This is a genomic window from Cellulomonas sp. P24 (assembly GCF_024704385.1).
Classification (GTDB): Bacteria; Actinomycetota; Actinomycetes; order Actinomycetales; family Cellulomonadaceae; genus JAJDFX01.
The window spans coordinates 227661-250626 of sequence record NZ_JAJDFX010000002.1 but is presented as its reverse complement, the minus strand read 5'-3'; the positions used below and the strand labels follow the sequence as shown (position 1 = coordinate 250626).

Here is a 22966-nt window from a genome sequence, read left to right as displayed (position 1 = left end):
TTCGGCCTACGGACGGGCGATGGGCAGCGTCAAGGTCACGGTGCATCCCGCCCCCGGCGCGCTCAGGACCTCGAGCGTTCCGCCGACGGCCGTCGCCCGGTCGCGCATCGTCGTCTGGCCCAGGTGGCCGGCGGGGACGGTGTCGGGGTCGAAGCCGCGGCCGTCGTCGTGCACGCGGACCGTCAGGCGGTCGGCGCCCTGGTCGACGGTGATGTCGACCTCGCAGGTCCGCGCGCCGGCGTGCTTGAGGGTGTTGTTCATCGCCTCCAGCACGAGGCGGTACACGTGCTCCTCTGCGCGGGGGTCCACCGGGAGGCGCTCGCGGGGTCCACGGACCTTCAAGGTGAGCGACTCGCGTGCGTTGATCGCCTCCGCCTGCCGGGTGAGGGCGGTGAGAAGGCCCTCCTCCTCCACGGCGCGCGGGCGCAGCTCGAAGATCAGGGCGCGCATCTCCGCCAGTGCGCCCCGCGTGAGCTCGGAGAGGGTGGCGATGCTCAGCGCCAGCGGGTCGTGGTCGTCGGTCGTCCGGGAAGCGAGATGACGCTCGGCGGCGCGCGCGTGCAGCGTCATCGAGAACAGCGCCTGGCTCACGGAGTCGTGCAGCTCGCGGGCGAGTCGTTGGCGTTCGACCAGGGTCGCATGGGACTCGGCGTCAGCGAAGAGGCGGGAGTTCTCCACGGCGACCGCTGTCTGGTCGGCGATGGCCTGGACGAAGACGCGTTCGTCGACGTCGAGCTGGCGACCGGCCTCGACGTACAGCAGGAGGCAGCCGACGCAGCGACCGCGGGCGCCCAGCGGCACGACCACGGTGTCCTGGAAGTCCATGCCGACCCACATCGGGTGCAGCGGTGCGTAGCAGGGGTCCGCCTCGGCCGTGCTGCGGAAGTCGCGGATCACCGTCACCTCGGTCTGCGTGGTCACGGCCCGGATCGGTGAGCTGACGCCGAGCGCGTACGCCTCCTCGACCGCCTCCCGGTACCCGTCCGGCAGGCCGTCGTCGCCGTACTCCGTGAGGTCGCGAAGGTCGTCGTCCTCCCAGACGATGACAGCGGCCGCTTCCGAGCCGGTGGCCGCGCGCACACTGCGAGCAACCTGGCGGAGTGTGCGAGGCAGCGGGTGCTCGACGGTCATGGCGTCGGCGATCACCGTGAACGCCGCGACGCGGTTCTCGAGCTTCTCGTAGGTGCGGACGCGTTCGGTCGCATCGGTGACGATGTCGACGAACCCGGCGACCTGCCCGTCGACGAAGGTCGGGGCGAACACGACGTCCCAGTAGGTGGTGACCTCCTCGGTGGCGACCTGATGGGCCGCTTGACGCACGACGTTGCCGGCAAGCACACCCTCCAGCAGGGGTGCGACCGCCTCCTCCTGGCCCGGAAGGAGCTCGAAGATGTGCTTGCCAGGGGAGACCCAATCGGCCGGTGCGCCCAGGTAGTGGGTGAAGAACCCTGCCCACGTCTTGTTGCAGCGCAGAAGCCGAAGGTCGGTACTGAACACGGCGATGCCCATCGGGACCTGGTCGAAGAAGATGTCCAGGAGCTGGGCGTCGAGGTCGCCGTCCACACGCGTCACGTGCCGCACGGTCTCCCGCTCGAGCGGGCTCGGCCAGCTCATCGCTGGTCCGTCGAGGACGCCTGCACCAGTCCTTCGCGCACGGCCCACATCGCCGCCTGCGTCCGGCTCGCCAGCCCGAGCTTGACCAGGATGTTCGACACGTGCGTGCGCGCCGTCCGCTCGGAGACGCCCAGGTGCTTGGCGATGGCGCGGTTGGTCCCGCCCTCGGCGATCGCGACGATCACCTGCCGCTCTCTCGCGGTGAGGCTCACGGTCTGCTTCTTCGGCGCTCGCAGGGCGTCCGTCAGGGCCCTGGCGGCAGCCGGATCGAGGTGGACCTCGCCTGCGCGTGCCGAGCGGATGGCCGCGGCGACCTCGGCGGCGTCCGCATCCTTCAGGAGGTAGCCGACGGCGCCGGCGACTAGTGCACCGCGGATCCTGTCCTCCTCGAGGAAGCTCGTCACGGCGACGACCTCGACCTCCGGCCACCTGGCCTTGATCTCTGCCGTTGCAGCGATGCCGTCCATCTCGGGCATGAGCAGGTCCATGAGCACCACGTCGGGGAGCCGGTCCGTGTTCGCCAGGACTGCGAGCTCCTCGAGCGCTCGTCGACCGTTCGAGGCTTCACCGACCACCGACATGCCCGGCTCGGTGGCCAGGTAGGCGGCAAGTCCACGTAGGACGACGGCGTGGTCGTCGACCAGGAAGACGCTCGTCAGCTCGCTGTCATCCACCGCATCTGCTCCGCACGCGCCGGGGCGGCGCCCACGCGCGCCGTGCGGGAGATGCTTCCACCACGGCAGACGGTTCGTCCAGGTCGAGCCGCGGCGCCGGCGCACGTCATCCGGCCTACGCGGGGGCGGCGCATGGTCCCAGCGCCTCCGTCAGCCGAGCCGAAGCGAGGGACCTGCCCGGGACGCGAAGCTCATCGCACCGACATCTACGGGAGCCGCAGGCCAGGAGTGGACGGTGAACCACCGTCCGCGCGACGCCGCACGTCGCAAGAGGTCGTCGGGTCGCCGGCCGGGCTCGCGTCGCGCACCCATGTCAGGGCGAACCGCGAGGAGTTGGCCCGACGTCCGATGGAGCAGTCGGTCGCCCGCGGAGTCCCGCCGAGGTACATCGGTTCATGGAGAGCTGCCAGGGCGTGCGCGCGCGTGCGACGCGCGGCCGCCCGATCTCCGGGCCCCGTGGTGGTCGGCGTCGCCGACTTGATGAGCGCGCCTCGGCGCAGCGTTCCGGTAGTGCGTGGCATGGCCCGGCCCGGCCCTAGATGGGCCGTCCCGGGTGAGGGCGTTGAGTGCCACGCGGAACTCTGCCTGGCGGCGGGTCGTCGTCACCGCGTCCGCGAAGGTTCTCGTTTCGAGCCGTGCAAGGCGACTGTCGAGGTGCTCCCGGGGAGCACGATGGCGTCATGTCGACACAGCCCCTGAGCCTGGACGACGGCACCAACCTCGTTGCGCGCATCGACTTCGGCGACTCCGGGATAGGCGGGTGGCCCGCTGACGGCGAGATCGCCCTGTCGGCCGGGACCGGCGAGTCATGGCGTGGTCGACTCTCGGACACGGCCCTGAACAAGGCCGAACGGGTCTGGGCGGCCCGGGCCGCGGCGAGGGGACTGACCGACCAGGAGGCGATGAACGTGCTGCGGGCGGCAGTGGACCTCGACGCGGGGTTCTATGGCTTGACCGTCGACTGGCCCCGAGCCCGGGTCGAGGCGAACGGTGCGGTGGCCCGCGTTGCGGCCACCGTCCACAGGGCGCTCGAGTTTGCCGTCGGTACAAGCACACCGCGTGCAAGCGTCGTCCTCGAGCTCGTCGACATGCACCCCACCCACGCCACATGGCAGATCGAGGACGCCGCCGGCCGGCTCGTGGACGAGCAAGCTCTTGCCGTTGCCGACCTCGACGCCCCAGACGTCGCGCCCTTATGGGAGCGCGCGCGCTCCGCCTGGACGTACCTGGCCCTGTCGGCCGGCCTGAACCCCGCCGAGGGATCCTGCGGCGAGCTCAGGGTCTCCGCCGCAGTCAGGTAGGCCACGCCCGCTGTCACGCCGGCACACCGACCACGAGCCGCACCTGCGAACGACAGCGACTCCGGACGGCCTCGTGCTCGGAGGGTGTGAGATTATCGGTCCAGGTCGTCCCAGATGGTGCCGCGCGACCCCGGACGAGATGTGCGCCGTACCCGGTCTGCTAAGACGACGCTCCCAAGGAGCTGAGTCGTCATGGGACAGGCAGTGCAGATCGTCGGATCACTCGCGGTTCTGGTCGCCTTCGCGGCTGCCCAGCGAGGCTGGCTGAATCAGAAGTCGACTGTCTACCTGGTGTTGAATCTTCTTGGCTCTTCGGTGCTGTCAGTCGAGGCCGTGATCGAGCAGCAGTGGGGCTTCTTGCTCCTCGAGGGTGTCTGGGCGATCGTCTCCGCGGCGGGGTTGGCCGCGCTCTTGCGGGGAAGCAGAACGCGATCGTCGTCGCACCAGCCGTAAGCGGCTCATCGCAACCGAGGGCGACGCGCTGGCGCTGCTCGGTCTGCAGGTCGTCCGCCAACGACTCGAACCCGTCCGTGTGGTCCTGGCCTTGCACCTGGCGTGCAGCCTGGTGCGGGACAACCCGTGGTTCCGCCGCTGCGGCGCCGAGGGCACAGCACGGCACAAGGGCGCGCGAGGTGGCACACGAACCGCTTGGCCGGCCCGCACGCCTGCCATCATCAGCCTCGCCCGCTATCCGGCACACGCGTGCGCCGCCGTCGCCCGCGGACGTCCCGCTCGGTCGCCTCCACAGGGGCGGTGTGCGCTCATGCCGCCAGGGTGCCGGCGAAGACCTGCCAGGCCAGGGCGGACTTGGCCAGGAAGCTCAGCACGATGTAGGCGCGCTCGCCGACCAGGTAGTTCGCGAACCGTCGGACCGGGCGGTACTGCAGCCACTGCACCAGCGCGAAGACGTTGAAGAACACGAACAGCGACACGATGATGGCGTAGACGAACCCCGGTGGCTGCGCGGCGGACGTCGACCCGGGTGCGGCGACGTAGATGACGATCGCCGCCCAGGGGATCACCCCGGCGATGCACCCGAAGACGAACGGCAGCCACCCACCGTCCCCGGGTTGGTGGTAGGTCTCCTGCAGCCAGCCGAACAGGATCATCGACGCGTTCACACCGGCGATGGCCAGCAGGGCCGCGATGTCCGTGATCCCGCACAGCTGGGCGATCACGACGATCATCAGCGAGCTCGACAGCGAGTACTCGACCCACCGGAAGACGTTGCGCTGGCGGGCCAACCCGTCGAGGTAGCGCTCGAACGTGCCCGGTGCGCTGACCAGCAGGTGGAACAGGGCCGAGAGCAGCAGGAACCCTGCCACGGCACCGGCCACCGGCAGGTCGAGCACGGTGACGGTCTGACCGGCCGAGCCGGGCGGCCCGACCAGGTAGGTCCCCGTCACAGGCAGCGTGAACCCGTTGGCCAGCGCCAGAACCGCTGCGGCGCTCGCTGCATGCACCAAGGCCGCCAGCAGGTTGGCCCGGCGCAGCGAGCGGGCACGACTGCCGGAGACGGGTACGACGGGCAGCGGCGCAGCCTGGGTCGGCGAGGACATCGGCGCCTCCTTCAGAAGCGATACAAGTGAACTAGGTTTCACTCGTTCTGTCGCGCCGATCGATGGGAGGGGGCCCTGTTTGCTGTCGATCGTCGCAAGTTCCTCGACGTGTGTGCCATTCAGGGGCACGGTCAAAGCGGCGGCGCGGACTCGCGCTTCGGATGCGAAGATTCACGGACGACGTTCGCCTTGTCTGGTGGTGCGGGGCGAGCCCTCTACGCAAGGAGATCCAGATGGACGACCTCAACGCCTTGGCCGCTGCCCAGCTTGACGCCGCGCGGGCCGCCGAGAACGGACGCAGCGCAAAGCTCGTCGTGCACGATGGAGTCCTCCGCCAGTCTGTGATCGCGCTGCGAGCGGGGACCGAGCTCGGCGAGCACGCCTCGCCTCCGGCGGCGAGCCTCTACGTGATCCAAGGCCGCGTGCGGGTGACCGGGTTTGACGAGCCGGTGCTCGCCACAGGTGAGCTGTCCGTGCTCACGCATCAACGGCATGCCGTTCTCGCGCTGGAGGACAGCGCCTTCCTGCTCACCACAGTCACCGGCCTGGTGGATGGCCAGATGTGAGCAATGCGGCCCGCGGGTGTGCCCCACGACCGCTGGGCTGACGACGCCCGGTGGACGACGCCTCGAGGACAGGCGCTGTCGTGGTGCTCGCCGTGATCGGCTGTAGCTCACGCCCCGCGCAAGCCGTCGGCACGGGGACAGCGGTCAGTGCAGCACGAGGGGGAGTGTCGCGAAGCCGCTTCCGGGGTAGTGGGCGCGCACCGGTGCGACGTCCGTTGCCGGTGCGAGCTCCGTGGTGCGCGCCAGCAGCTCCTCGACGAGGACCCGAAGCTCGAGGCGGGCCAGCGGGGCGCCGGGGCACACGTGGATGCCCCGGCCGTACAGGAGGTTGTCAGCCGGGTCGCGGTCGAGCCGGAACTCGTCGGGGTCGCCGAAGACGGCCTCATCGCGGTTGGCTGACGCCCAGAGCACGGTGACCCGCTCGCCGGCGCCGATGAGCTGACCGCCGACCTCGACCTGCTGCGTCGTCACGCGACGGTTGGCGATCAGCGGCGCGTGGATGCGCAGGATCTCCTCGTTGGCCGCGCCGATCAACGCGGCGTCGTCGCGGAGCAGCTGTTGGGTCGTGGGGTGTACCGCCAGGTAGTGCGCCAGGATCCCGATGCCCGCCGAGATCGTGCTCAGCTCACCCACGGTCCAGTTGCGCAGGAGGCTGACGAGCTCGTCGTCGGCCATCGCGCGGTCCCAGACCCGTTCGCCGAGCAGGCGGGTGGTCAGGTCGTCCGGCGCGGCGTCGCCCGCCTGGCGGCGCGCGGCGAGGAGGTCACGGATGAAGCCGTCGAACTCGACTGCGATCGCGGCCATCGCCTGCCGATCCTGCGCGAGCGTGGCCGCACGATTCTTGGCCGTCCAGCGCCGAAGCGGCTCCTCGAGCTCGGTCGGCCATCCGAGGAAAGCGCTCTGCACCCGGAGTGCGAAGACCTCCGCGAGCGCAGGCATGAGGTCGGTCGGAACGTCACGCGGCAGGTCGTCGACGAGGTCTGCGGCGATCCGTCGGCAGGACGGCGCGAAGGCATCCATGAGGTCCGGGGTGAAGTACCGGTCGTTGACGCGCCTGAACTCGGTGTGCTCAGGCGGGTCCATCCCGTTGGGGACCGTCAGTCTGTGCGGCACGGCGTTGCTGAACGTCTGTGGATCTTCGAGGGCCTGCACGACGTCGGCGTGCTGAAGGACCGACCAGCCGAGGAACTCGCTGTGGGCGACCGGGCAGCGTCCGCGCAGCTGGTCGTAGGCGGCGATCTGGTTCTCGAGCACTGCCGAGGATCGCGGGTCCCAGTCGGACGGATGGGTCTCGGTCATCGCTCTCCTTGATCGTCACCGCCGCACGGTGTCCACGGCTCCCGCTTCCCGCCTGTCTGCGACCGTGGTCGCAGACAGTGACGTACCCACGCGCTGTGTACTGGGTCGGCTCGTCCTTGCTCGGTATGGACATGTTCTGGGAAAACGGGGCTTGACCCCCGACCGTGGACACGCGGTGGGTTTCACGCGGCGGTCGCCAGCGTAGCTGCGTCGCGGGCGTTCTCGTAGGTCGCGGGGCTGAGTCGGTCGCAGGGGCAGTGGCGGCGGGGACTCTGGCTGGTGATCCCCGCGAGCATGGCTCTGCGGGCGTGGGCGACGTCGGTCCAGCCGTGAGTGCCGGCGAGGGTCTCGTGCTCGAGGGCGCCGTTGAACGACTCGCCCATCGCGTCGTCGACACCGTCTCGAGGCTGCGCAGACCGACCTCCCTGCGGTCACCGGCCTTCCCGAGGCGCTTCGCGTGGGGTCTGTCGAGTAGTCCCAGCAGGGGCTTGTCTCTCGCCCCGGGTCTGAGGAAGGCTCTCGTGGTCAGCGGTTGCGATGGAGGTACGGAGGCGTGGCGGGCCGAGCACCTCGACCTCCGGGGAGAGTGCGAGCAGCGCGGCGGTGGCGACGTGCGTGTCGTCGAACGTCAACCGCAGCTCGGTCCAGTCGTCGTCGACGCGCTTGTCGGTGACCTCTCGCGGCGCCAATGGTCCGATCCGGTTGCGGAACCGCATCGCGGTCGGGCCGAGTCGGGCATGGGCCTCGAACGTCGGCAGGGTCCGCACGTAGGACTGCTTCCAGTCCTGCCAGAACGTCGTGAGCTCGAAACCGGCGGGGCGCTGGGCCGGGGCGTCGAGAGTGGTCGCGGTGATGACCCGGTCGACGCGGAACACGCGTCGGGTGGTGCCCCGAGCTGCCACGAGGTACCAGGTCCCGGTCTTGTGCACCAGTCCAAGGGGATCGATGTCGCTGGTCGACGGCGACCGGTCCGGGCGCCGGTACTCGATGCGGAGCCGGCGGTCGTCCCGCACGGTCGCTGCGATCTTGCGAAGTGCGGGGCGGTGGGATCGTCACCGTTCGCCCAGCTGTCGGGGTCGAGGTGGAAGCGCTGCTCCGCGTGGGTCGCCGCGTCGCGCATGGCAGGGGGTACGGCCACGAGCCGATAGCCGCCCCCGGTGCGCCGTTCGCCGTAGATGGGCGTGGCGCACCGTCGAAGAGCGGCTGCGCGCGGACGGAGGCCACGCTGTGCACGCGGTCAGCCTGACCGGGCTCGCCGACAGGTCGCACCTGGGCGGGCCAGGCGCCGATCTGGACACCCACGTGACGGACGTCGTCCAGGCCCTGCGCTTCGCGGAGGCGACGGACATCGTCCTGGTCGGGCACGGCTACGCCGGCACGGTGGTCGCGGCCGCAGCGGATCGGGCGCCGGAGCTTGCCGGCACCGTGGTCTATGTCGACATGGCTGCACTGCCAGGGGCTTCTCGACGATCGACTCCGCGCCGCCGGAAGCCCGGGCAGCGATGCGTGCGCAGGTCAACGACGGCTGGAAACTGCCACTTCCTGCTCGCGACGCACTGCCAGGCGCGGCCGGCGACATGGACGACGACACCTGGGAACGCCTGCAGCGGTTCGCCACGCCGCACCCTTTCGCCTCGTACACGCAGCCGGTGACCTACAGCGGGAACGAGCGCCGCCACCGGCGGGTCGGCATTGGCTGCCGCGACGCGTGGCAGATCCTGGCTCTCGCACGGTCCGAGCCCGGCAACCCGATGCTCACCGACCTGCTCGCCGCCGACTGGACGTGGCTCGAGCTCGAGGCCGGACACTGGCCGATGCTCACAGCGCCCCAGCAGCTGGCGGCTCTGCTGGCCAAGGTGTGAGCGGCTCCGCGTGAGGCGCTCACGTGGGCCGAGGACCACCAGCAGCCCGCCACCGACTGTTCCCACGGCGAGGCGAGTGAACCGTCCTCGAGGTCACGGACCCAGGCCTGCGGTCGCGCCACCTCCTGCCGGGGGGTCTCACCGCCCGGACGTGGGCTCGTGACCGCCTGCCGAACGTCGGGACCCCGGCGGGCCGTGTCACGCCGGGCTGGACAGGGGTCGCCTACGGGTTCGCGATCGGCACCGCCGCACTCGTGGTGATCGTCATCCCTGCCGCCACGATCGTCTTCGCCATCCTCGCCAAGGTGCCGCAGCCCCGAGGTCGCGTGCCGACCTCGGGGTCGCGACGACCACCGGGCCATGGACACCCCAGGCGGCACGATCAGGCGCGCCGTCATCACGGCCGAGTTCCTCGACGCGTTCGACGACCGCGCTCCTGGTGCGGGAGTCGGCCCGACGGCGTGGCGCGTCCCCGGTCCGTGACCGCCGGGCCGGGGACGCGCAGCCGATCAGCGGCTGAGGAGGACCTTCAGTGCCTTGGTCTGCGCCGCGTTCCCGAACGTCTCGTACGCCGACATCATGTCGTCGAGCCCGAAGCGATGCGTGACGAACGTCTCGACCGGCAGCTTGCCCTGAACCACGAGCTTGAGCAGCATGCCGAGTGTGGTCGTGTTCACCAGGCCCATGCTGATCGTGATGTTCTGGATCCACAGCCGGTCCAGCTCGACCTCGACCGACCGGCCGTGCACGCCGACGTTCGCGATCGAGCCACCGGGTCGGACGAGCCGGGTGCACATGTCGAACGTGACAGGGACGCCGACGGCCTCGATCGCCACGTCGACCCCGTACCCGTCCGTCAGGGCGAGGACCTGCTCCTTCCAGTCCGCGTCACCCGAGTTGACCCCGTGCGTGGCCCCGACCTGTCTCGCCAGCTCGAGGCGGCTCGGGTCCAGGTCGATCGCGATGATCTGGGCGGCGCCGTAGAGCCCCGCCGTGGCCATGGCCGCAAGCCCCACCGGTCCGGCACCGACGACGGCAACCGTGTCCCCGGGCTTGACCCGCCCGTACTGGACGCCGATCTCGAAGCCTGTCGGGAGGATGTCGGACAGCAGGATCGCCGCAGCATCGGGGACGCCGTCGGGAAGGGTGTAGAGCGAGGTGTCCGCGAACGGGATGCGGACCTTCTCGGCCTGCGTCCCGTCGATCAGATGCCCCAGGATCCACCCGATCCCTGAGGCGCCCTCGTCAGCGAGGCAGTGCGACGGGTTGCCGCTGCGGCAGTAGCTGCACGTGCCGCACGAGCTGATGCAGGACACGATGACCCGGTCACCGACAGCCACGTTGGTGACCGACCCACCGACCTCGAGCACCGTTCCCACGGCCTCGTGGCCGAGGATCCTTCCGGGCGTGACAGCAGGGACGTCGCCCTTGAGGATGTGCAGGTCGGTCCCGCAGATCGTGGTGGTGTCAACCTGCACGATCGCGTCGGTCGGATGGATCAGGACGGGGTCGGGGACCTCATCCCAGCTCATGCTGCCCGGACCGTGGTAGACAAGCGCCTTCATGAGTTCTCCCGGAATCCTGTCGCGTGGGCCAACAGCGTTGTCCGCCCGTGCCCTCCGGTCTACGCCCGGCAATTTCCGTGACAATGGGTCGAAGGTCCTGATACCTGGGCCGAAGGTCCCAGCCGCCGCAGACCGTGCGCGCAGTCAGCGTGGGTCGCCAGCGAGCGGGTGTCAGGACCGGCGAGCACGCCGGCGCTCACGTCGACGAGTGCTCAGCACATGGTGTCGGAGACCGGCCTGCAGGCCCGTGCGCGGAACACGTGCGGGGATCCCGTCGTGCCCACCCGGGGTGCCCCGATCTTCGGTTGAGGAGCGTGAGCGGTGTGCCGCGGCCCATTCAGGGGGACCGCCGACCTACAGCGAGGTTCGACGCCACTGGACCGGAGTGTGGTCCGACGAGGACCATGCTGACGTACCCCTGGTGTCTCCTGCGCCTGCCTGAGCCTGGTCCACGCACGGTCATGCTTCCGAAGCGCTGTGCGACCGCCACGCCGCGGCGGGTAGGTCATCTCGGTGACCGATCCAGGCCGCAACCGGAGGAAAGATGAGCAGCTCACCCCAGGCCCACGCGCAGCCAGTCGCACCGGCGCCGGCCAGCCCACCACCGGGTCGGCGCAGAGTCCCACTGGCCACCACCTGTGCCCGACCTCATCCCTGTTCTCGACCCGTGCGAATGCAGGTGCTGGGAGCAGTCCCCTTCTTCTCAGGCCTGTCCCCACACGAGCTCGAGGGGATCGACAAGCGCATGGTCTCCCTTTCCTGGGCAGCGGGAGACCCGCTGTTCACCGCGGGTGAGTCGGCCGACCACCTCTACGTCCTGGCCGCAGGCCGCGCCAAGCTCTCCCAGCCCACGCCCAGCGGACAGGAAGTCGTCGTCGACCTGCTCACCCCTGGGGACCTCTTCGGGGCGCTGAGCATGCTCGGTCAACCGGTCTACCCCGAGACGGCGTGGGCGCTGACCACCACATGCGCGCTGAGGATCGCCGCGCAGTCCTTCCGCGAGATCCTCGTCGAGCACCCTCAGGTGGCGCTGCGGGTGCTCGACGACGTCGCCGGCCGACTCGCCCAAGCCCGCTCCGACATCGGCCGACAATCCACGGGTACCGTCACCCAACGCGTGGCAGCCGCGCTGCTGCGCCTGGTCGACAAACTCGGTCAAGAGCGTTCCGGCAACCGCGGCACCCTGCTCCAGCTGCCCCTGTCCCGGGCCGACCTGGCGGGCATGGTCGGCTCCACCGAGGAGTCGGTATCTCGGGTCATGAGCCGGCTGCGGAAAGCGGGCATCATCGACTCCGGGCGCCGCTGGACAGCGGTGCTCGACCGCGATCGCCTCGCGGCCACCGCCGAGAGGGACGGCTGAAGGCCACGACGGGCCAGCGCGAGTCGAACTGCCTTTGTAGCGGGCCAGGTTCGTCCGAGAGCCCGTGCCGCGGTTGATTGATGCAGATCATGGTTCCCGTGTCGCGGCCCGTTTAGCGTCGAAGCTGTCACCCCAGGAGGGGTGAGGCATGACCTGAAGGGACAAATACCGTGAGCACCACCGCTGCCACCACCACTCGCACGATCCTGCGCGCCGAGGGCTTCTCCTGCCCGTCCTGCGCCGCGAAGATCGAGAAGCAGGTCGGACGCCTTGACGGTGTGGCCACCGTGAAGGTGCGGTTCGCCTCCGCCCGCATCGAGATCGACCACGACCCGACCCTGGCCAGCGTCGACGCGCTGGTCGCGGCGGTCGCCAAGGCCGGCTACACCACGCGCCCGGCCGCCCTCTGACGGTTCACCGATTGTGGCTGTACGACAAGCGCCATCGCCGTGGCCTCCTGACCCCAGCGGCGGAGCACGCCTCGACGGTCTGCCACTGCGCCGCCCTGCGCTGGCCGGAACCGTCGCGCGAGTGAACGGAACCGCCCCTCGGCGGGCATCTCTGAGCGAGTCGACGGCAGTGCCGTCGTCAGGGCCTCCAAGACTGTTGTTCCGTCGATTGATGCGTGTCATGGTGAGGACCGACTGACCCTCGTAGCGTCCTCATCAACGCCCCAGAAGTTGGGTTGAGGAACGTTGAGGAGGGACTCGGAAATGGGCAAGCTGCACAGGTGGGGGGCAGTTCGCTGGACGATCCCGATGGTCTCCGGGCCGCTGATCATCGCCTCATTCGTCGTGGCCAAGGCGTTCGGCGCGGACGAGGTAGGCAACGTCTTCATGGTGGCGGCGGCGGCGACTGGTACCCCGATCGTGATCACCGCTGCCCGGGCGCTGAGGTTGAGGGTGATCGGCATCGACCTGCTGGTGAGTGTGGCCGTCATCGGCGCGCTGATCATCGGCCAGTACTGGGAGGGTGCGGCGGTCACATTCCTGTTCGGTCTCGGCCGCGACCTGGAGGTGGCCACCCTGAATAGGACCCGGTCGGCTCTGGCGGAGCTGGTTTCCATCGCCCCGAATGTTGCGGTGGTCATGCGAGAGGGCGAGCAGGTCGAGGTCCCCGCGGCAAGTGTCGTTATGGGCGAGACAGTGCTCGTAAAAAACGGGGCCAAGGTTCCCGTCGACGGCGAGGTCATTGCGGGCACCGGTGCGCTGGACGAGGCATCCATTACGGGCGAGTCGATGCCGGTCGAGAAAAGTGCAGGGGACAGGGTCTTCGCCGGAACCGTCTCCAAGGGCGGGTTCCTGCAGGCAAAGGCCACCGGTGTCGGGGCGGACACGACCCTGGCCAGGATCATCCGTCGCGTAGAGGAGGCCCAAGACGCCAAGGCCAGGACCCAGCAGTTCATGGACCGGTTCTCCTCCTGGTACACCCCGGCCATCATGGTCCTGGCTCTGGCCGTCGGCCTGATCAGTGGCGACGTGGTCCTGGCACTGACCCTGCTGGTCATCGGTTGTCCCGGGGCGTTGGTCATCTCCATCCCGGTCTCGATCGTGGCCGGTATCGGCCGAGCCGCCAAGGACGGCATCCTGATCAAGGGTGGGGAGTTCCTGGAGACCTCGGCGAGGATCACCGCGGTGGCGGTAGACAAGACCGGCACCCTGACCACAGGACGTCCGCACCTGACCGATGTCGTCGTGCTCGACCCGAGGGTGGACCGGGCCCAGGTCCTCACCTGGGCCGCCCGGGCCGAGGCAGGCTCCGAACACCCGCTGGCCCGTCCGATCCTGACCGCTGCTGCCGCGCAGAAACTGACTACTGTCGGGCTTCCCGAGCACACGGCGCCCGTCCCCGGCAAGGGCATTGCTGCCACCACCTACGGCCACCTGGTCCTGGTCGGCAACCTGACCCTGCTCGAGCAGTATGGCGTCGCGGACACCGTGGACGCCGCGGGCGCCGTCGAACGACTGGCCGCGGCCGGGCGTACCTCGATGATCGTGGCCGTCGATGACATGGTTGCCGGCGTGGTCGCCGTGGCGGACGAGGTGCGCGAGGACGCCGCCCAGATGGTCGCCGAACTGCACTGGGCCGGGGTGAGAAAGGTCATCATGCTCACCGGCGACACCCCGCTTGTCGCGAAGGCCATCGGTGCGGCCGTCGGGGTCGACGAGGTCCACGCCGGGCTGCTCCCCGAGGACAAACTCCTCGTCGTTCAGGAGCTCCAGCGACAAGGCCACATCGTGGCAATGGTCGGTGACGGCGTCAACGATGCACCCGCCCTGGCCGCCGCACACATCGGCGTGGCGATGGGCGCAGCCGGATCGGCCGTGGCCGTGGAGACCTCAGACATCGCCCTGATGGGGGACAACCTGCTCAAGCTCCCCGAGGCCATCGCCCTGGCCAAAAGCACGGTGGCCAACATGCGCCAGAACATCGCCATCGCCCTGACCACCGTTTCCATGCTCCTGCTCGGTGTGCTCCTGGGTGGCGTCACGATGGCCATTGGGATGCTCGCCCACGAGATTTCCGTCCTGGTCGTCATTGTCAACGCCATGCGCCTACTGCGCCGAAAATGCAGTCCCGACATGCGGGCAACACCCACCCGGGCACCTACCCGAGTCCCAGCCCTTGCCCAGCACGCCTGAGCCTGGATACGCCGGTGGATGTGTTCGTCTGAGCGTGCCGTGACAAAAGAATGTCCATCTGGCCTGCGGTGATGGGGTTTCGTCAGGACTCAGCGCGACAAGTAGGAGGACCCCCGAATGTAGTTCGGCAGAGCCGTCTATTTAGTCGATTGATACGCGCCATACTGGTCCCGCCAGAGTGCTCATAACGTGGAAGGCGAGTAACCCGGACGGGTGAGATGAACAATCTGAATCGAGGGCGATGGCCATGAATGAGAGCATGAAGCAACGCCACCGTGTGGTGGTCATCGGATCGGGTTTCGGTGGCCTCTTCGCAACCAAGGCGTTGAAGGATGCACCGGTGGATGTCACGATTATCGCGAAGACCAACCATCACCTGTTCCAACCGCTGCTCTACCAAGTGGCCACCGGAATCCTCTCCGAAGGTTCGATTGCCCCGCCGACACGGGAGATCCTCCGTGGTCAAATCAATGCCGAGGTGCACCTCGGTGAGGTGATCGACATCGACATAAAATCCAAGACTGTGACGTCTTGGACTCCGAGTGGAACGCTGAACGATCCCTACGACAGCCTGATCGTGGCCGCCGGCTCTACTCAGTCATACTTTGGCAACAACTACTTCGCCGAGCACGCACCCGGCCTGAAATCGATTGACGATGCGCTCGAGTTGCGCGGCCGTATCCTCAGCGCGTTCGAGTTCGCCGAGATCGAGACCGAGCCCGACGCTGTGGAGCCGTGGCTGACCTTCGTCGTGGTCGGCGCGGGCCCGACCGGGGTGGAGATGGCCGGGCAGATCGCCGAACTCGCCCACCGCACGTTGCGCGAGGACTACCGCCGAATCGACCCTGAACAGGCACGGGTCGTGCTGCTCGACGGCGCCTCAACGGTGCTCGCCACGTTCGGCGACCGCCTCGCAGCTAAGGCCACCAAGAGGCTGAAGCAGCTTGGGGTCGACGTCCAGCTTGGCGCGATGGTCGTTCACATCGACGAACACGGCATCGAGATCAAGGACCCTGACGGCAGTGTCCGGCGCATCGAGAGCCGCACCAAGGTGTGGGCGGCCGGCGTTGCCGCCTCTCCACTGGCCAAACACCTCGCCAACCAGGCCGGTCTGGACGTTGACCGACTGGGCCGCGTGCCCGTCGAGGATGACTGCTCACTGCCGAGTTTCCCTGAAGTCTTCGTCATTGGCGACATGATGGATGCGGGCGTACCCGGTGTAGCGCAGGTGGCCATGCAATCGGGCAAGCACGTAGCCAAGATCATCGCGGCTCGGGCTGCCGGCCGGGACGTGCACTTGCCGTTCAAGTACGTCGACAAGGGCAGCATGGCGACGATCTCGCGGTTCGCCGCTGTGGCGAGCGTTGGCCGGTTCCGGTTCTCCGGATTCATCGCCTGGCTGATGTGGCTGGTGATCCACCTTCTCTACCTGATCGGTTTCAAGCAGCGCGTCACCACGCTGCTGCACTGGACGATCAGCTTCGTCGGCGGTGGGCGCGCGGAGCGTGCCATCACCCGTCAGCAGGTAGTGGCGCGCCGCGCCCTCGACACGCTGACGCCCGCCCAGTCCGGTCGCCCCGACCGAGTACGGTTCCCCCGCAGGTAGCGAAGTCCAGAGTCGGGGCCGGCGCTGTCGACAAGGAAAGGGCACCGGGACCGGTCTGCGGCCGACTGGGGTACGAAGGGCCTGGTCACCGTGACCGGTCAGCCTGGTTCATTCGTCGCGGCGTGGGGTCGATCGGGCGTTGGGTCAGGTGGTGTGGCGTGGCATTCGGCCCGAGGATGTGCCGGGCGTGCCGTCTACGTGGGGCTGGACGAGGTCGTCGTTTCGGTTGCGTCCCGCCATGATCCGGCGGTCTATGCCGCTGTGTCCGCACAGGCCGTGGCGTAGAACCGCGCACGCCTGGGTGAAGTGGCGGGCAGTTGATCGGTGGTTCGAGGTTCAGGTGAGCAGAAGAAGTGCGCCCAGGGTGATGCTCGCGACGATCTCGCCGGCGCCGAGTGCTGCCGGGGTGAGGCCAGGCCACCGCTTGGGCACGACGGCGGACCTCAGGGCGAGCGCGACGAACAGGAGCCCGAGCCAGGGGTTCACGGCCGCGGCCGGTAGGCAGACCACGACGTGGTAGGCCACCGACAGGATGTAGCGACGACGGTCACCGCGGTCGCGGATCATCGTCTTGACGTAGAGCACGGTGCCCGCGAAGTACGCCAGGAGCAGCGCGGTGAGCACCCACGGGCGCACCTGGTCGGCCCCGGGCAGCCACGTCAGTCCCGGGAGGCCCGGTGTGCTCCTCGCCCCGCCGTGGGTCCCGACCGCGGCGACCACCACCGTCATGAGACACGCGGCCAGCACGGTCACGGCATCGTTGAGCAGCGAGCGGTCCGCGCGTCGCCAGGAGCACCACAGGCTGACGGTTGCCAGCGGCGCGAAGACGACGGCCCAGCGCAGCAGGTCGGGTTCGATCACCACGACGATCAGACCCAGGGCTGCGGTCAGCACCGCGTAGGCGCGCACCGGTGGCCAGTAGCGCGCCTTGCGCCGCGACCGGAGCCAAAGACCGGTGGCGAAGAACGCGAAGTAGCCGGCCAGCCACGTCAGCAGCAGCGGCACGTGCCGCCAGCTCGGACCCGCGTCGAGCGCGCCGACGGCGAACGGCACGACGAGCATCGCCCAGGCCCCGTGCTGGTTAGGCACCCAACCAGCACCGAGACGTCGCCGGCGAGGTTTCGCGAGGTTGGCAGGGGGCACCGCTCGATGTTAACGGTGCCCGACGGTCGAGCGTGGCGACCCGAGGTGGTAACCGACTCAGTACGGGCCCCGCCTTCGGGTGAACCGCAACGCCACAATCCGCCGCTCACGCGTCGTCGCGGGCAATGACGCGACGACCTCGCGGGCCTTGAGGATCGGTCGGTCAACGGTCCGGTACTGCGCCGCCCACTCCACCGCCCCAGTGGCCGGCGAACACCGAGGGCGCGCCGCGGCCCGGGGCGTCCACCCGTCCCCGACGACGATTGGTCTTGGCAGGGCCCTGCTCAGCTCGTGGGCGGGCTGGCCTGGGGCGGCAATCAGCGCCAGTCGCCGCTTCTCTCGCGGCAGCGGAACCGATGAGTCGCTATCGAGGCGTGACTCCGCCGAAGGTGAGCCCCAGCATCACGCGGACGTGGTCAAGGGGGTCCTGGACGTGCTCTTCGGCCCAGTCCCGCATCGCTGTCTCCAGTGCATCCAGGACCTGGCGGGTGAGCAACGGGAGGGGCACATCGTGGCGGATCTCGCCACGCACCACGCCGCGTTCGAGGAGGGTGCTGACGTGGGCGAACACCGGCGGCACACTGTGGGCACCCGGGCGCAGCAACGCGCTGTGGCGCACCGGGAGGCTGTACACGAACCGGGCGAGCTGCTCCTGTCCCACCATCCGACGCACGGCGTCCTCGATCAGCACGGTGACCTGCTGCTCGGTCGACCCGGACCCGGGTGACGCGAGCACCGGCTCGGGGCCCGCCTCTGCTCCGAGCAGTCGCTCGAACAGCTCGGCGAGCACCTGCTCTCGCTCGGTGAAGTGCTTGTAGAAGGTGGCCCGGGATACCCCTGCCTCCTTCGCGATGTCCTCCACCCGGACCCCGAGGTAGCCGTGCTCGGTGAACAACCGCAGTGCGGCGTCGAGCACCAGGTCCCTGGTCTGACGTCGCTGTCCCGTCGATCGTGAAGCCGGACCCAGCCCCGCAGTTCTCACCATCACCTCACCACCGCCGTACTAGACGCGTGGATAGACATGTGTTGTACTCCTGTGTTGACACGTGTCGACCATAGCAGGGCGACCATTGGCCCGTTGCTCGAGGGAGCGAACTGGATGAGTACCGCACAACCCCTGGACAGCACGACAACCCACCGGTCCCCACTGCGCGCGGTAGCCAGGTTCTCCGTCGCGCACCGCTGGCTCGTGATCACCGGGTGGATCCTGCTGCTAGCTGTCGGGATAGCGGGTAACCGCGCGGTCGGCGGGTCGTTCGTCAACGACCTGTCCGTGTCGGGCACCGACTCCCAGGCGGCATACGACGCGATGCGCACGCAGTTCCCCCAACTATCCGGGGACCCCCTTCAGATCGTGATCCGAGCCGAGCAAGGGGTGGGCGACCCGGCGGTGCGGACGGCAGTGCAGGACACGCTGGCGAGGATCCGCACCAGCCCGGACGTCGCCGCCGTCCAGTCGCCCTACGGGCCCGGTGCGGCCGTCTCCGCGGACGGCAGCACCGCGATCATCACGGTGGTGTTTGCCCAGCGGGCCAAGGACATTCCCCCAGCATCGGTGCAGGCGGTCGAGACCGCCGCGACAGGGATCCGAGATGCTGGTGTCCAGGTGGAGTACGGCGGCCCGGCCGCGGCGACCGAGACCGGGCCGAGTGGCAGCGAGGTCGTCGGGCTCCTCGCGGCGATCGTCGTGCTGCTTGTCGTGTTCGGCTCGCTGTTCGCGATGGTGGTGCCCTTGGTGACAGCACTGTTCGCTCTCGGGTTGGGCATCTCCATCGTCGGGATCGCCTCAGCATGGGTCTCGATCGGTACTGCGGGGCCAGTCGTCGCGGCGATGATCGGTCTCGGCGTGGGGATCGACTACGCGCTGCTGATCGTCACCCGGCACCGCGAAGGGCTACTCGCCGGACATGACGCGGCAGAATCGATCCCGATCGCCCTGGGTACGGCGGGCCGTTCGGTCTTGGTCGCCGGTTCCACGGTCATCGTGGCACTGCTCAGTCTGTTCCTCATCGGGATTCCTTTCGTCTCCGCACTGGGACTGGCCAGCGCTATCACGGTTGGTGCGACGTTGCTGGCTGCGGTGACCCTGCTGCCCGCGCTCCTGGCCGTGTTCGGGGGGAACCTCGACCGGATTCGGGTCCGGCCACTGCGTCTGGACCACGGCGCCGGGAGGGAGAGCGGCTGGCACCGGTGGACCCGGCGCATCCAGCGACGGCCCTGGCCGTACCTGGTGGCATCCTCCGTCGTCCTGCTGGTGCTGGCCGTCCCGTTGCTGTCCATTCGGCTCGGCACCGCCGATGGCGGCTCAGCCCCGGTGGGCTCCACCGCCAGAACCTCTTACGATCTGGTGGCCTCGGAGTTCGGCCCGGGCTGGACCGGCCCGCTGCTGGTCACGGCCCAGTACGACGCCACAGCCTCCCGGGCGCAGACGCAGTCGTGGCTTGACGCCCTGCGCTCGGACCTGGCCACTACCCCTGGCGTCGCAGCGGTTCCCAGTGCCACCCTGAACGCCCCAGGCAACGCAGCGGTGCTCTCCGTCGTGCCTACCGGAGCGCCCCAGGACCGATCGACCGAGGACCTGGTGCACCGGCTGCGCTCCCAGGTGCTGCCACAGGCCGAGGGAGCGACGCACGTCGGCGGTCAGACCGCTACCGCCATCGACCTGGCGGACCGGCTCGGACAGCGACTGCCGTGGTTCATCGCACTGGTGATCGGGCTGGGCGTCCTGCTCCTGCTGGTCGAGTTCCGCTCGGTCTTCATCCCGGTCAAGGCCGCACTGATGAACCTGCTGTCGGTCGGTGCCGCGTACGGCGTAGTCGTCGCGGTGTTTCAGTGGGGCTGGTTGTCCGGACCGCTCGGCGTTCGGCCGGGGCCGATCGAGTCGTTTGCGCCCATGATGCTCTTTGCTGTGCTGTTCGGGTTGTCCATGGACTACGAGGTGTTCCTGCTCAGTCGGGTACGCGAGGAGTACCAGCGCACCGACGACGCCGGACCGGCGGTCGCCAACGGGATCGCCGCTACCGCCCGGGTGATCACTGCCGCCGCTTCCGTCATGGTGGTGGTCTTCGCCAGCTTCCTGCTCAACGACCAGCGGGTCGTCAACCTGTTCGGCTTCGGCCTGGCCGTCGCGATCGCCATCGACGCCACCCTGGTCCGGCTCGTCCTCGTCCCTGCCGCGATGGCGATCGCCGGGCGGCGGGCCTGGTGGGTTCCCCGGTGGCTCGACAGGCTGCTTCCCCAGATCCATGTCGAGCCGCCGCAGCTGGACCCATTCGAGGCTGAGCTCGACCCGACCGGCACGTCCGCGAGCCGGTGACGTCGTGCCCAGCACCCCGACGCGGGCACGGATCCACCAACGGGTCGTCGACCACAACGAGCAACCTGCCCGGCGGCACCCCCGCTGGTCCTGGCTGAGCACTCCGCCGTGAGCAACGGGCAGCGCTTCGACCGGCCCAGGCGCCTCCGGCGCCGAACCGTGTCGAAGACCGACCGGTCCCACGTCGATCTTCGAGCCCTGCTCGCGGGCCGACCCGATGGCAGCTCAGCTAACCGAGTGAAGCGTCACGTGCTGGGTGCCGTTCTTGTCCTGGCTGCGACTGCAGCTTCCTTCTGGAGGGCGGTGGTTGCAGCGTGGTGCGCGGCTTCTGCTCCTTCGCGGTGAGCATGCCGAGAGTGGTGGGAACGGCTGTCGGTCAGCTCGATCACGTGTGCGGACGTCGCCAGCCGCGAAACACTCGTCGCGCTCACCCGCGTCGTAGGCGACCTTCGAGGTTCCCGGCTCGAGACCGTCTGACGCGACTTCCGGAGCCCCGTCAGCTGAGCCGCACGACCCCGCGGCGAGGGTGCGTGCATCGCATCCCTCGCGGGACTCTCGGTCCACCGCCGGCCCTCATCATTTGTTTTTACGGAAAGAGTCGTAGATACTCCGAGGAGTACCCGCGACGCGGTGCAACGAGACTTGGGGAGTGCCAGATGAACGGCGAGAAGATCGAGACCGAGCAGAGCGCGACGGCCACTGCGGGTGCGGCCGATGGGCACGTGTGCGGTTGTGAGCACGACGACAGCGACATCGTCCTCGATGTGCGGACGATCCCGCACGCCGTCCGTCACGCTGCTGTCCGAGGCGCGTTCTCCGCGATCCCTGTGGGCGGCAGCCTCGTGCTCGTCGCACCGCACCGACCGATGCCGCTGCTCGCGGAGCTGGATGCTGACGCGAACGGCGCGCTCGCGATCCAGTACCTCGCCGAGGAGCCCAGTGAGTGCCACGTCCGGTTGACACGTACCGTCCTCGCGGTCTGACCGCACTGAGCCGAGCGCGATCACGTGCCTCGTGCCAAGGCCTCGGACGGGCGGCTCGCCGCTGCTCGGTGGCCTGATCTGCAGGCACGGCGCGGCTCGACGTGCGCGTGCGGTGCGATACGTCCCGGGCCCCCGGTCGGATCCGGTGGACACCGGCTCCCCGGATAGCATGGCGCGATGGTCCTGACGACGACCTCCCTGGCACCGTTGGTCGAGATCGGCCCTCCGCTGACGCGCGACGAGATCCACCGCTACTCCCGTCACCTGCTCCTGCCACAGATCGGTGAGACGGGTCAACGCCGTCTTCGGAACGCCAGGGTGTGCGTGGTGGGCGCCGGCGGTCTCGGCTCGCCGGTGCTGCTCTACCTTGCCGCCGCGGGAGTCGGACACCTCGGGATCGTCGACGACGACCAGGTGGACCTGTCGAACCTGCAGCGCCAGGTGATCCACGGCACGGACGACGTCGACCGGCTCAAGGTCGACAGCGCCCGTGACGCCGTCCACCGGCTCGACCCGAGCGTCGACGTCACGCTGCACCCTGTGCGGCTGACGGCGGCGAACGTCGACGACGTGCTCGCCGGATACGACCTGGTGATCGACGGCACCGACAACTTCCCGACGCGCTACCTGGTCAACGACGCCTGCGTTCGTCTTGGCGTGCCTCTCGTCTGGGGATCCATGTTCCAGTTCGATGCCCAGGTCGCGGTCTTCTGGGGGCGCCCGCCGCAGGGCAGCGGCGCCCGCGCCGTGCAGCTGCGCGACCTTTTTCCCGCACCCCCGCCCGCCGGAAGCGTGCCCTCGTGCGCCGAAGGCGGAGTGCTCGGAGCCTTGTGCGGACAGGTCGGCTCGGTGATGGCGGCAGAGGCCGTCAAGCTCATCACGGGGGCAGGGCGCGTGCTCCTCGGGCAGGTCCTCGTCCTGGACGGCCTCGATGGACGCTGGACCGCGATTCCGTTGGTCGCACACGACTCGCGCCCGACGCCCGCACCCGCCGAGGTCGACATCGACGACTCGTGCGAGACCGGCGACGCCCGTTCTGCCGGCTGGCGCGTCGAGACGTGCACCCCGCACGAGCTCCACGAACGCCTGGAGCGGCGAGCGAGTGGTCTCGAGGACTTCGCTCTCGTCGATGTGCGCCAGCCCGCTGAGCGGTCGATCGTCACGATCCCCGGAGCGCACGGGGTTCCTCTCGGCGCGATCCTGGACGGGAGCGCGCTCGGGGACATCCCGACCGAACTGCCTGTCGTGCTCTACTGCCGCAGCGGAGCTCGCTCGGAGCAGGCGGCGCGGGCGCTCCTCGCCACCGGCTACACCAACGTCAGCCACCTCGATGGCGGGATCCTGGCGTGGGTCGACCGCGTCGCCCCCGAACTTCCACGGTACTGATCGCCCACCGCTCGTCGATCTCGCCACGTCGGGCACATCTCGTGCCCCCGCGGCGGTCCTGGATGGTCGGCGTCAGGGCACCTCGGCCGG

21 protein-coding genes and 1 riboswitch are annotated in these 22966 nt (G+C 69.1%); of the genes, 12 read left to right on the top strand and 9 right to left on the bottom strand.

Annotated elements, in window-relative coordinates; genetic code table 11:
* Positions 1–6 precede the first annotated feature (6 nt).
* Positions 7–1614: a histidine kinase gene (locus tag LJB74_RS01245; protein WP_259306824.1), complete on the bottom strand. Its 1608-nt coding sequence runs from the start codon at positions 1612–1614 to the stop codon at positions 7–9.
* Complete coding sequence (locus LJB74_RS01240) at positions 1611–2288, bottom strand: response regulator transcription factor (RefSeq protein WP_259306823.1); 678 nt, start codon at positions 2286–2288, stop codon at positions 1611–1613. The genes LJB74_RS01245 and LJB74_RS01240 overlap by 4 nt, the downstream gene beginning before the upstream one ends.
* A gap of 680 nt (positions 2289–2968) precedes the next feature.
* Here LJB74_RS01240 and LJB74_RS01235 point away from each other — a divergent pair.
* Together LJB74_RS01235 and LJB74_RS01230 are read left to right on the top strand one after the other, a co-directional pair.
* On the top strand, positions 2969–3589 hold the full coding sequence (locus LJB74_RS01235; RefSeq protein WP_259306822.1) for a hypothetical protein: 621 nt from the start codon (positions 2969–2971) through the stop codon (positions 3587–3589).
* Between the two features lie 114 nt (positions 3590–3703).
* Positions 3704–3764, top strand: a riboswitch (guanidine-III (ykkC-III) riboswitch).
* Between the two features lie 17 nt (positions 3765–3781).
* Positions 3782–4042, top strand: a complete 261-nt coding sequence (locus LJB74_RS01230; protein WP_259306821.1) for a hypothetical protein — start codon at positions 3782–3784, stop codon at positions 4040–4042.
* Positions 4043–4350: 308 nt separating this feature from the next.
* Here the strand turns inward: LJB74_RS01230 and heR are convergent, their stop codons facing one another.
* Positions 4351–5148: a heliorhodopsin HeR gene (heR, locus tag LJB74_RS01220; protein WP_259306820.1), complete on the bottom strand. Its 798-nt coding sequence runs from the start codon at positions 5146–5148 to the stop codon at positions 4351–4353.
* Positions 5149–5381: 233 nt separating this feature from the next.
* Here heR and LJB74_RS01215 point away from each other — a divergent pair, with 233 nt between their 5' ends.
* On the top strand, positions 5382–5714 hold the full coding sequence (locus LJB74_RS01215; protein WP_259306819.1) for a cupin: 333 nt from the start codon (positions 5382–5384) through the stop codon (positions 5712–5714).
* A gap of 144 nt (positions 5715–5858) precedes the next feature.
* Here LJB74_RS01215 and LJB74_RS01210 read toward each other — a convergent pair whose 3' ends face one another.
* From LJB74_RS01210 to LJB74_RS01200, 3 genes are all read right to left on the bottom strand, one after another.
* Positions 5859–7013 (bottom strand): cytochrome P450, encoded by a 1155-nt coding sequence (locus tag LJB74_RS01210; RefSeq protein WP_259306818.1) that lies wholly within the window; start codon positions 7011–7013, stop codon positions 5859–5861.
* Positions 7014–7195: 182 nt separating this feature from the next.
* Positions 7196–7396 carry a hypothetical protein gene (locus tag LJB74_RS01205; RefSeq protein ID WP_259306817.1) on the bottom strand — a complete coding sequence of 67 codons (201 nt, stop codon included), beginning with the start codon at positions 7394–7396 and terminating at the stop codon, positions 7196–7198.
* Positions 7397–7444: 48 nt separating this feature from the next.
* Entirely contained in the window at positions 7445–8038 is a 594-nt protein-coding gene (locus tag LJB74_RS01200; protein ID WP_259310247.1) for a WYL domain-containing protein, read from the bottom strand.
* Positions 8039–8590: 552 nt separating this feature from the next.
* Between LJB74_RS01200 and LJB74_RS01195 the strand changes: the two genes are divergently transcribed.
* A complete protein-coding gene (locus LJB74_RS01195; protein ID WP_259306816.1) occupies positions 8591–8875 on the top strand; it encodes a hypothetical protein in 285 nt (94 codons plus the stop codon).
* Between the two features lie 360 nt (positions 8876–9235).
* Positions 9236–9358, top strand: a complete 123-nt coding sequence (locus LJB74_RS01190; RefSeq protein ID WP_259306815.1) for a hypothetical protein — start codon at positions 9236–9238, stop codon at positions 9356–9358.
* Positions 9359–9384: 26 nt separating this feature from the next.
* Here LJB74_RS01190 and LJB74_RS01185 read toward each other — a convergent pair whose 3' ends face one another.
* The gene (locus LJB74_RS01185; RefSeq protein ID WP_259306814.1) at positions 9385–10440 is read right to left on the bottom strand and encodes a zinc-dependent alcohol dehydrogenase family protein; all 1056 of its coding nucleotides are present in this window, start codon (positions 10438–10440) and stop codon (positions 9385–9387) included.
* A gap of 673 nt (positions 10441–11113) precedes the next feature.
* Between LJB74_RS01185 and LJB74_RS01180 the strand changes: the two genes are divergently transcribed.
* From LJB74_RS01180 to LJB74_RS01165, 4 genes are all read left to right on the top strand, one after another.
* Positions 11114–11800: a Crp/Fnr family transcriptional regulator gene (locus LJB74_RS01180; protein ID WP_259310246.1), complete on the top strand. Its 687-nt coding sequence runs from the start codon at positions 11114–11116 to the stop codon at positions 11798–11800.
* Positions 11801–11970: 170 nt separating this feature from the next.
* The gene (locus LJB74_RS01175; protein WP_259306813.1) at positions 11971–12210 is read left to right on the top strand and encodes a heavy-metal-associated domain-containing protein; all 240 of its coding nucleotides are present in this window, start codon (positions 11971–11973) and stop codon (positions 12208–12210) included.
* 303 nt (positions 12211–12513) lie between these two features.
* The gene (locus LJB74_RS01170) at positions 12514–14442 is read left to right on the top strand and encodes a cation-translocating P-type ATPase (protein ID WP_259306812.1); all 1929 of its coding nucleotides are present in this window, start codon (positions 12514–12516) and stop codon (positions 14440–14442) included.
* A 247-nt stretch (positions 14443–14689) separates the two neighbouring features.
* Positions 14690–16048: an NAD(P)/FAD-dependent oxidoreductase gene (locus LJB74_RS01165; protein ID WP_259306811.1), complete on the top strand. Its 1359-nt coding sequence runs from the start codon at positions 14690–14692 to the stop codon at positions 16046–16048.
* 336 nt (positions 16049–16384) lie between these two features.
* Here LJB74_RS01165 and LJB74_RS01160 read toward each other — a convergent pair whose 3' ends face one another.
* Both LJB74_RS01160 and LJB74_RS01150 read right to left on the bottom strand, forming a co-directional pair.
* Positions 16385–17137 (bottom strand): YwiC-like family protein, encoded by a 753-nt coding sequence (locus LJB74_RS01160; protein WP_259306810.1) that lies wholly within the window; start codon positions 17135–17137, stop codon positions 16385–16387.
* Between the two features lie 418 nt (positions 17138–17555).
* On the bottom strand, positions 17556–18107 hold the full coding sequence (locus tag LJB74_RS01150; protein WP_259306809.1) for a TetR/AcrR family transcriptional regulator: 552 nt from the start codon (positions 18105–18107) through the stop codon (positions 17556–17558).
* 183 nt (positions 18108–18290) lie between these two features.
* Here LJB74_RS01150 and LJB74_RS01145 point away from each other — a divergent pair, with 183 nt between their 5' ends.
* The 3 genes from LJB74_RS01145 (at position 18291) to LJB74_RS01135 (ending at position 22876) form a co-directional block, all read left to right on the top strand.
* On the top strand, positions 18291–20507 hold the full coding sequence (locus tag LJB74_RS01145; RefSeq protein WP_259306808.1) for an MMPL family transporter: 2217 nt from the start codon (positions 18291–18293) through the stop codon (positions 20505–20507).
* A 656-nt stretch (positions 20508–21163) separates the two neighbouring features.
* Positions 21164–21490, top strand: coding sequence for a DUF2249 domain-containing protein (locus LJB74_RS01140; RefSeq protein WP_259306807.1), 327 nt, complete (start codon positions 21164–21166; stop codon positions 21488–21490).
* Positions 21491–21667: 177 nt separating this feature from the next.
* Entirely contained in the window at positions 21668–22876 is a 1209-nt protein-coding gene (locus LJB74_RS01135; protein ID WP_259306806.1) for a ThiF family adenylyltransferase, read from the top strand.
* Positions 22877–22966 lie beyond the last annotated feature (90 nt).

Coding starts and splice junctions, on each gene's coding strand:
- LJB74_RS01245 (WP_259306824.1), bottom strand. CDS start 1,614: ATGAGCTGGCCGAGCCCGCTCGAGCGGGAGACCGTGCGGCACGTGACG.
- LJB74_RS01235 (WP_259306822.1), top strand. CDS start 2,969: ATGTCGACACAGCCCCTGAGCCTGGACGACGGCACCAACCTCGTTGCG.
- LJB74_RS01230 (WP_259306821.1), top strand. CDS start 3,782: ATGGGACAGGCAGTGCAGATCGTCGGATCACTCGCGGTTCTGGTCGCC.
- heR (WP_259306820.1), bottom strand. CDS start 5,148: ATGTCCTCGCCGACCCAGGCTGCGCCGCTGCCCGTCGTACCCGTCTCC.
- LJB74_RS01215 (WP_259306819.1), top strand. CDS start 5,382: ATGGACGACCTCAACGCCTTGGCCGCTGCCCAGCTTGACGCCGCGCGG.
- LJB74_RS01210 (WP_259306818.1), bottom strand. CDS start 7,013: ATGACCGAGACCCATCCGTCCGACTGGGACCCGCGATCCTCGGCAGTG.
- LJB74_RS01205 (WP_259306817.1), bottom strand. CDS start 7,396: ATGGGCGAGTCGTTCAACGGCGCCCTCGAGCACGAGACCCTCGCCGGC.
- LJB74_RS01195 (WP_259306816.1), top strand. CDS start 8,591: ATGGACGACGACACCTGGGAACGCCTGCAGCGGTTCGCCACGCCGCAC.
- LJB74_RS01190 (WP_259306815.1), top strand. CDS start 9,236: ATGGACACCCCAGGCGGCACGATCAGGCGCGCCGTCATCACGGCCGAG.
- LJB74_RS01185 (WP_259306814.1), bottom strand. CDS start 10,440: ATGAAGGCGCTTGTCTACCACGGTCCGGGCAGCATGAGCTGGGATGAG.
- LJB74_RS01180 (WP_259310246.1), top strand. CDS start 11,114: ATGCAGGTGCTGGGAGCAGTCCCCTTCTTCTCAGGCCTGTCCCCACAC.
- LJB74_RS01170 (WP_259306812.1), top strand. CDS start 12,514: ATGGGCAAGCTGCACAGGTGGGGGGCAGTTCGCTGGACGATCCCGATG.
- LJB74_RS01165 (WP_259306811.1), top strand. CDS start 14,690: ATGAATGAGAGCATGAAGCAACGCCACCGTGTGGTGGTCATCGGATCG.
- LJB74_RS01145 (WP_259306808.1), top strand. CDS start 18,291: ATGAGTACCGCACAACCCCTGGACAGCACGACAACCCACCGGTCCCCA.
- LJB74_RS01140 (WP_259306807.1), top strand. CDS start 21,164: ATGAACGGCGAGAAGATCGAGACCGAGCAGAGCGCGACGGCCACTGCG.
- LJB74_RS01135 (WP_259306806.1), top strand. CDS start 21,668: ATGGTCCTGACGACGACCTCCCTGGCACCGTTGGTCGAGATCGGCCCT.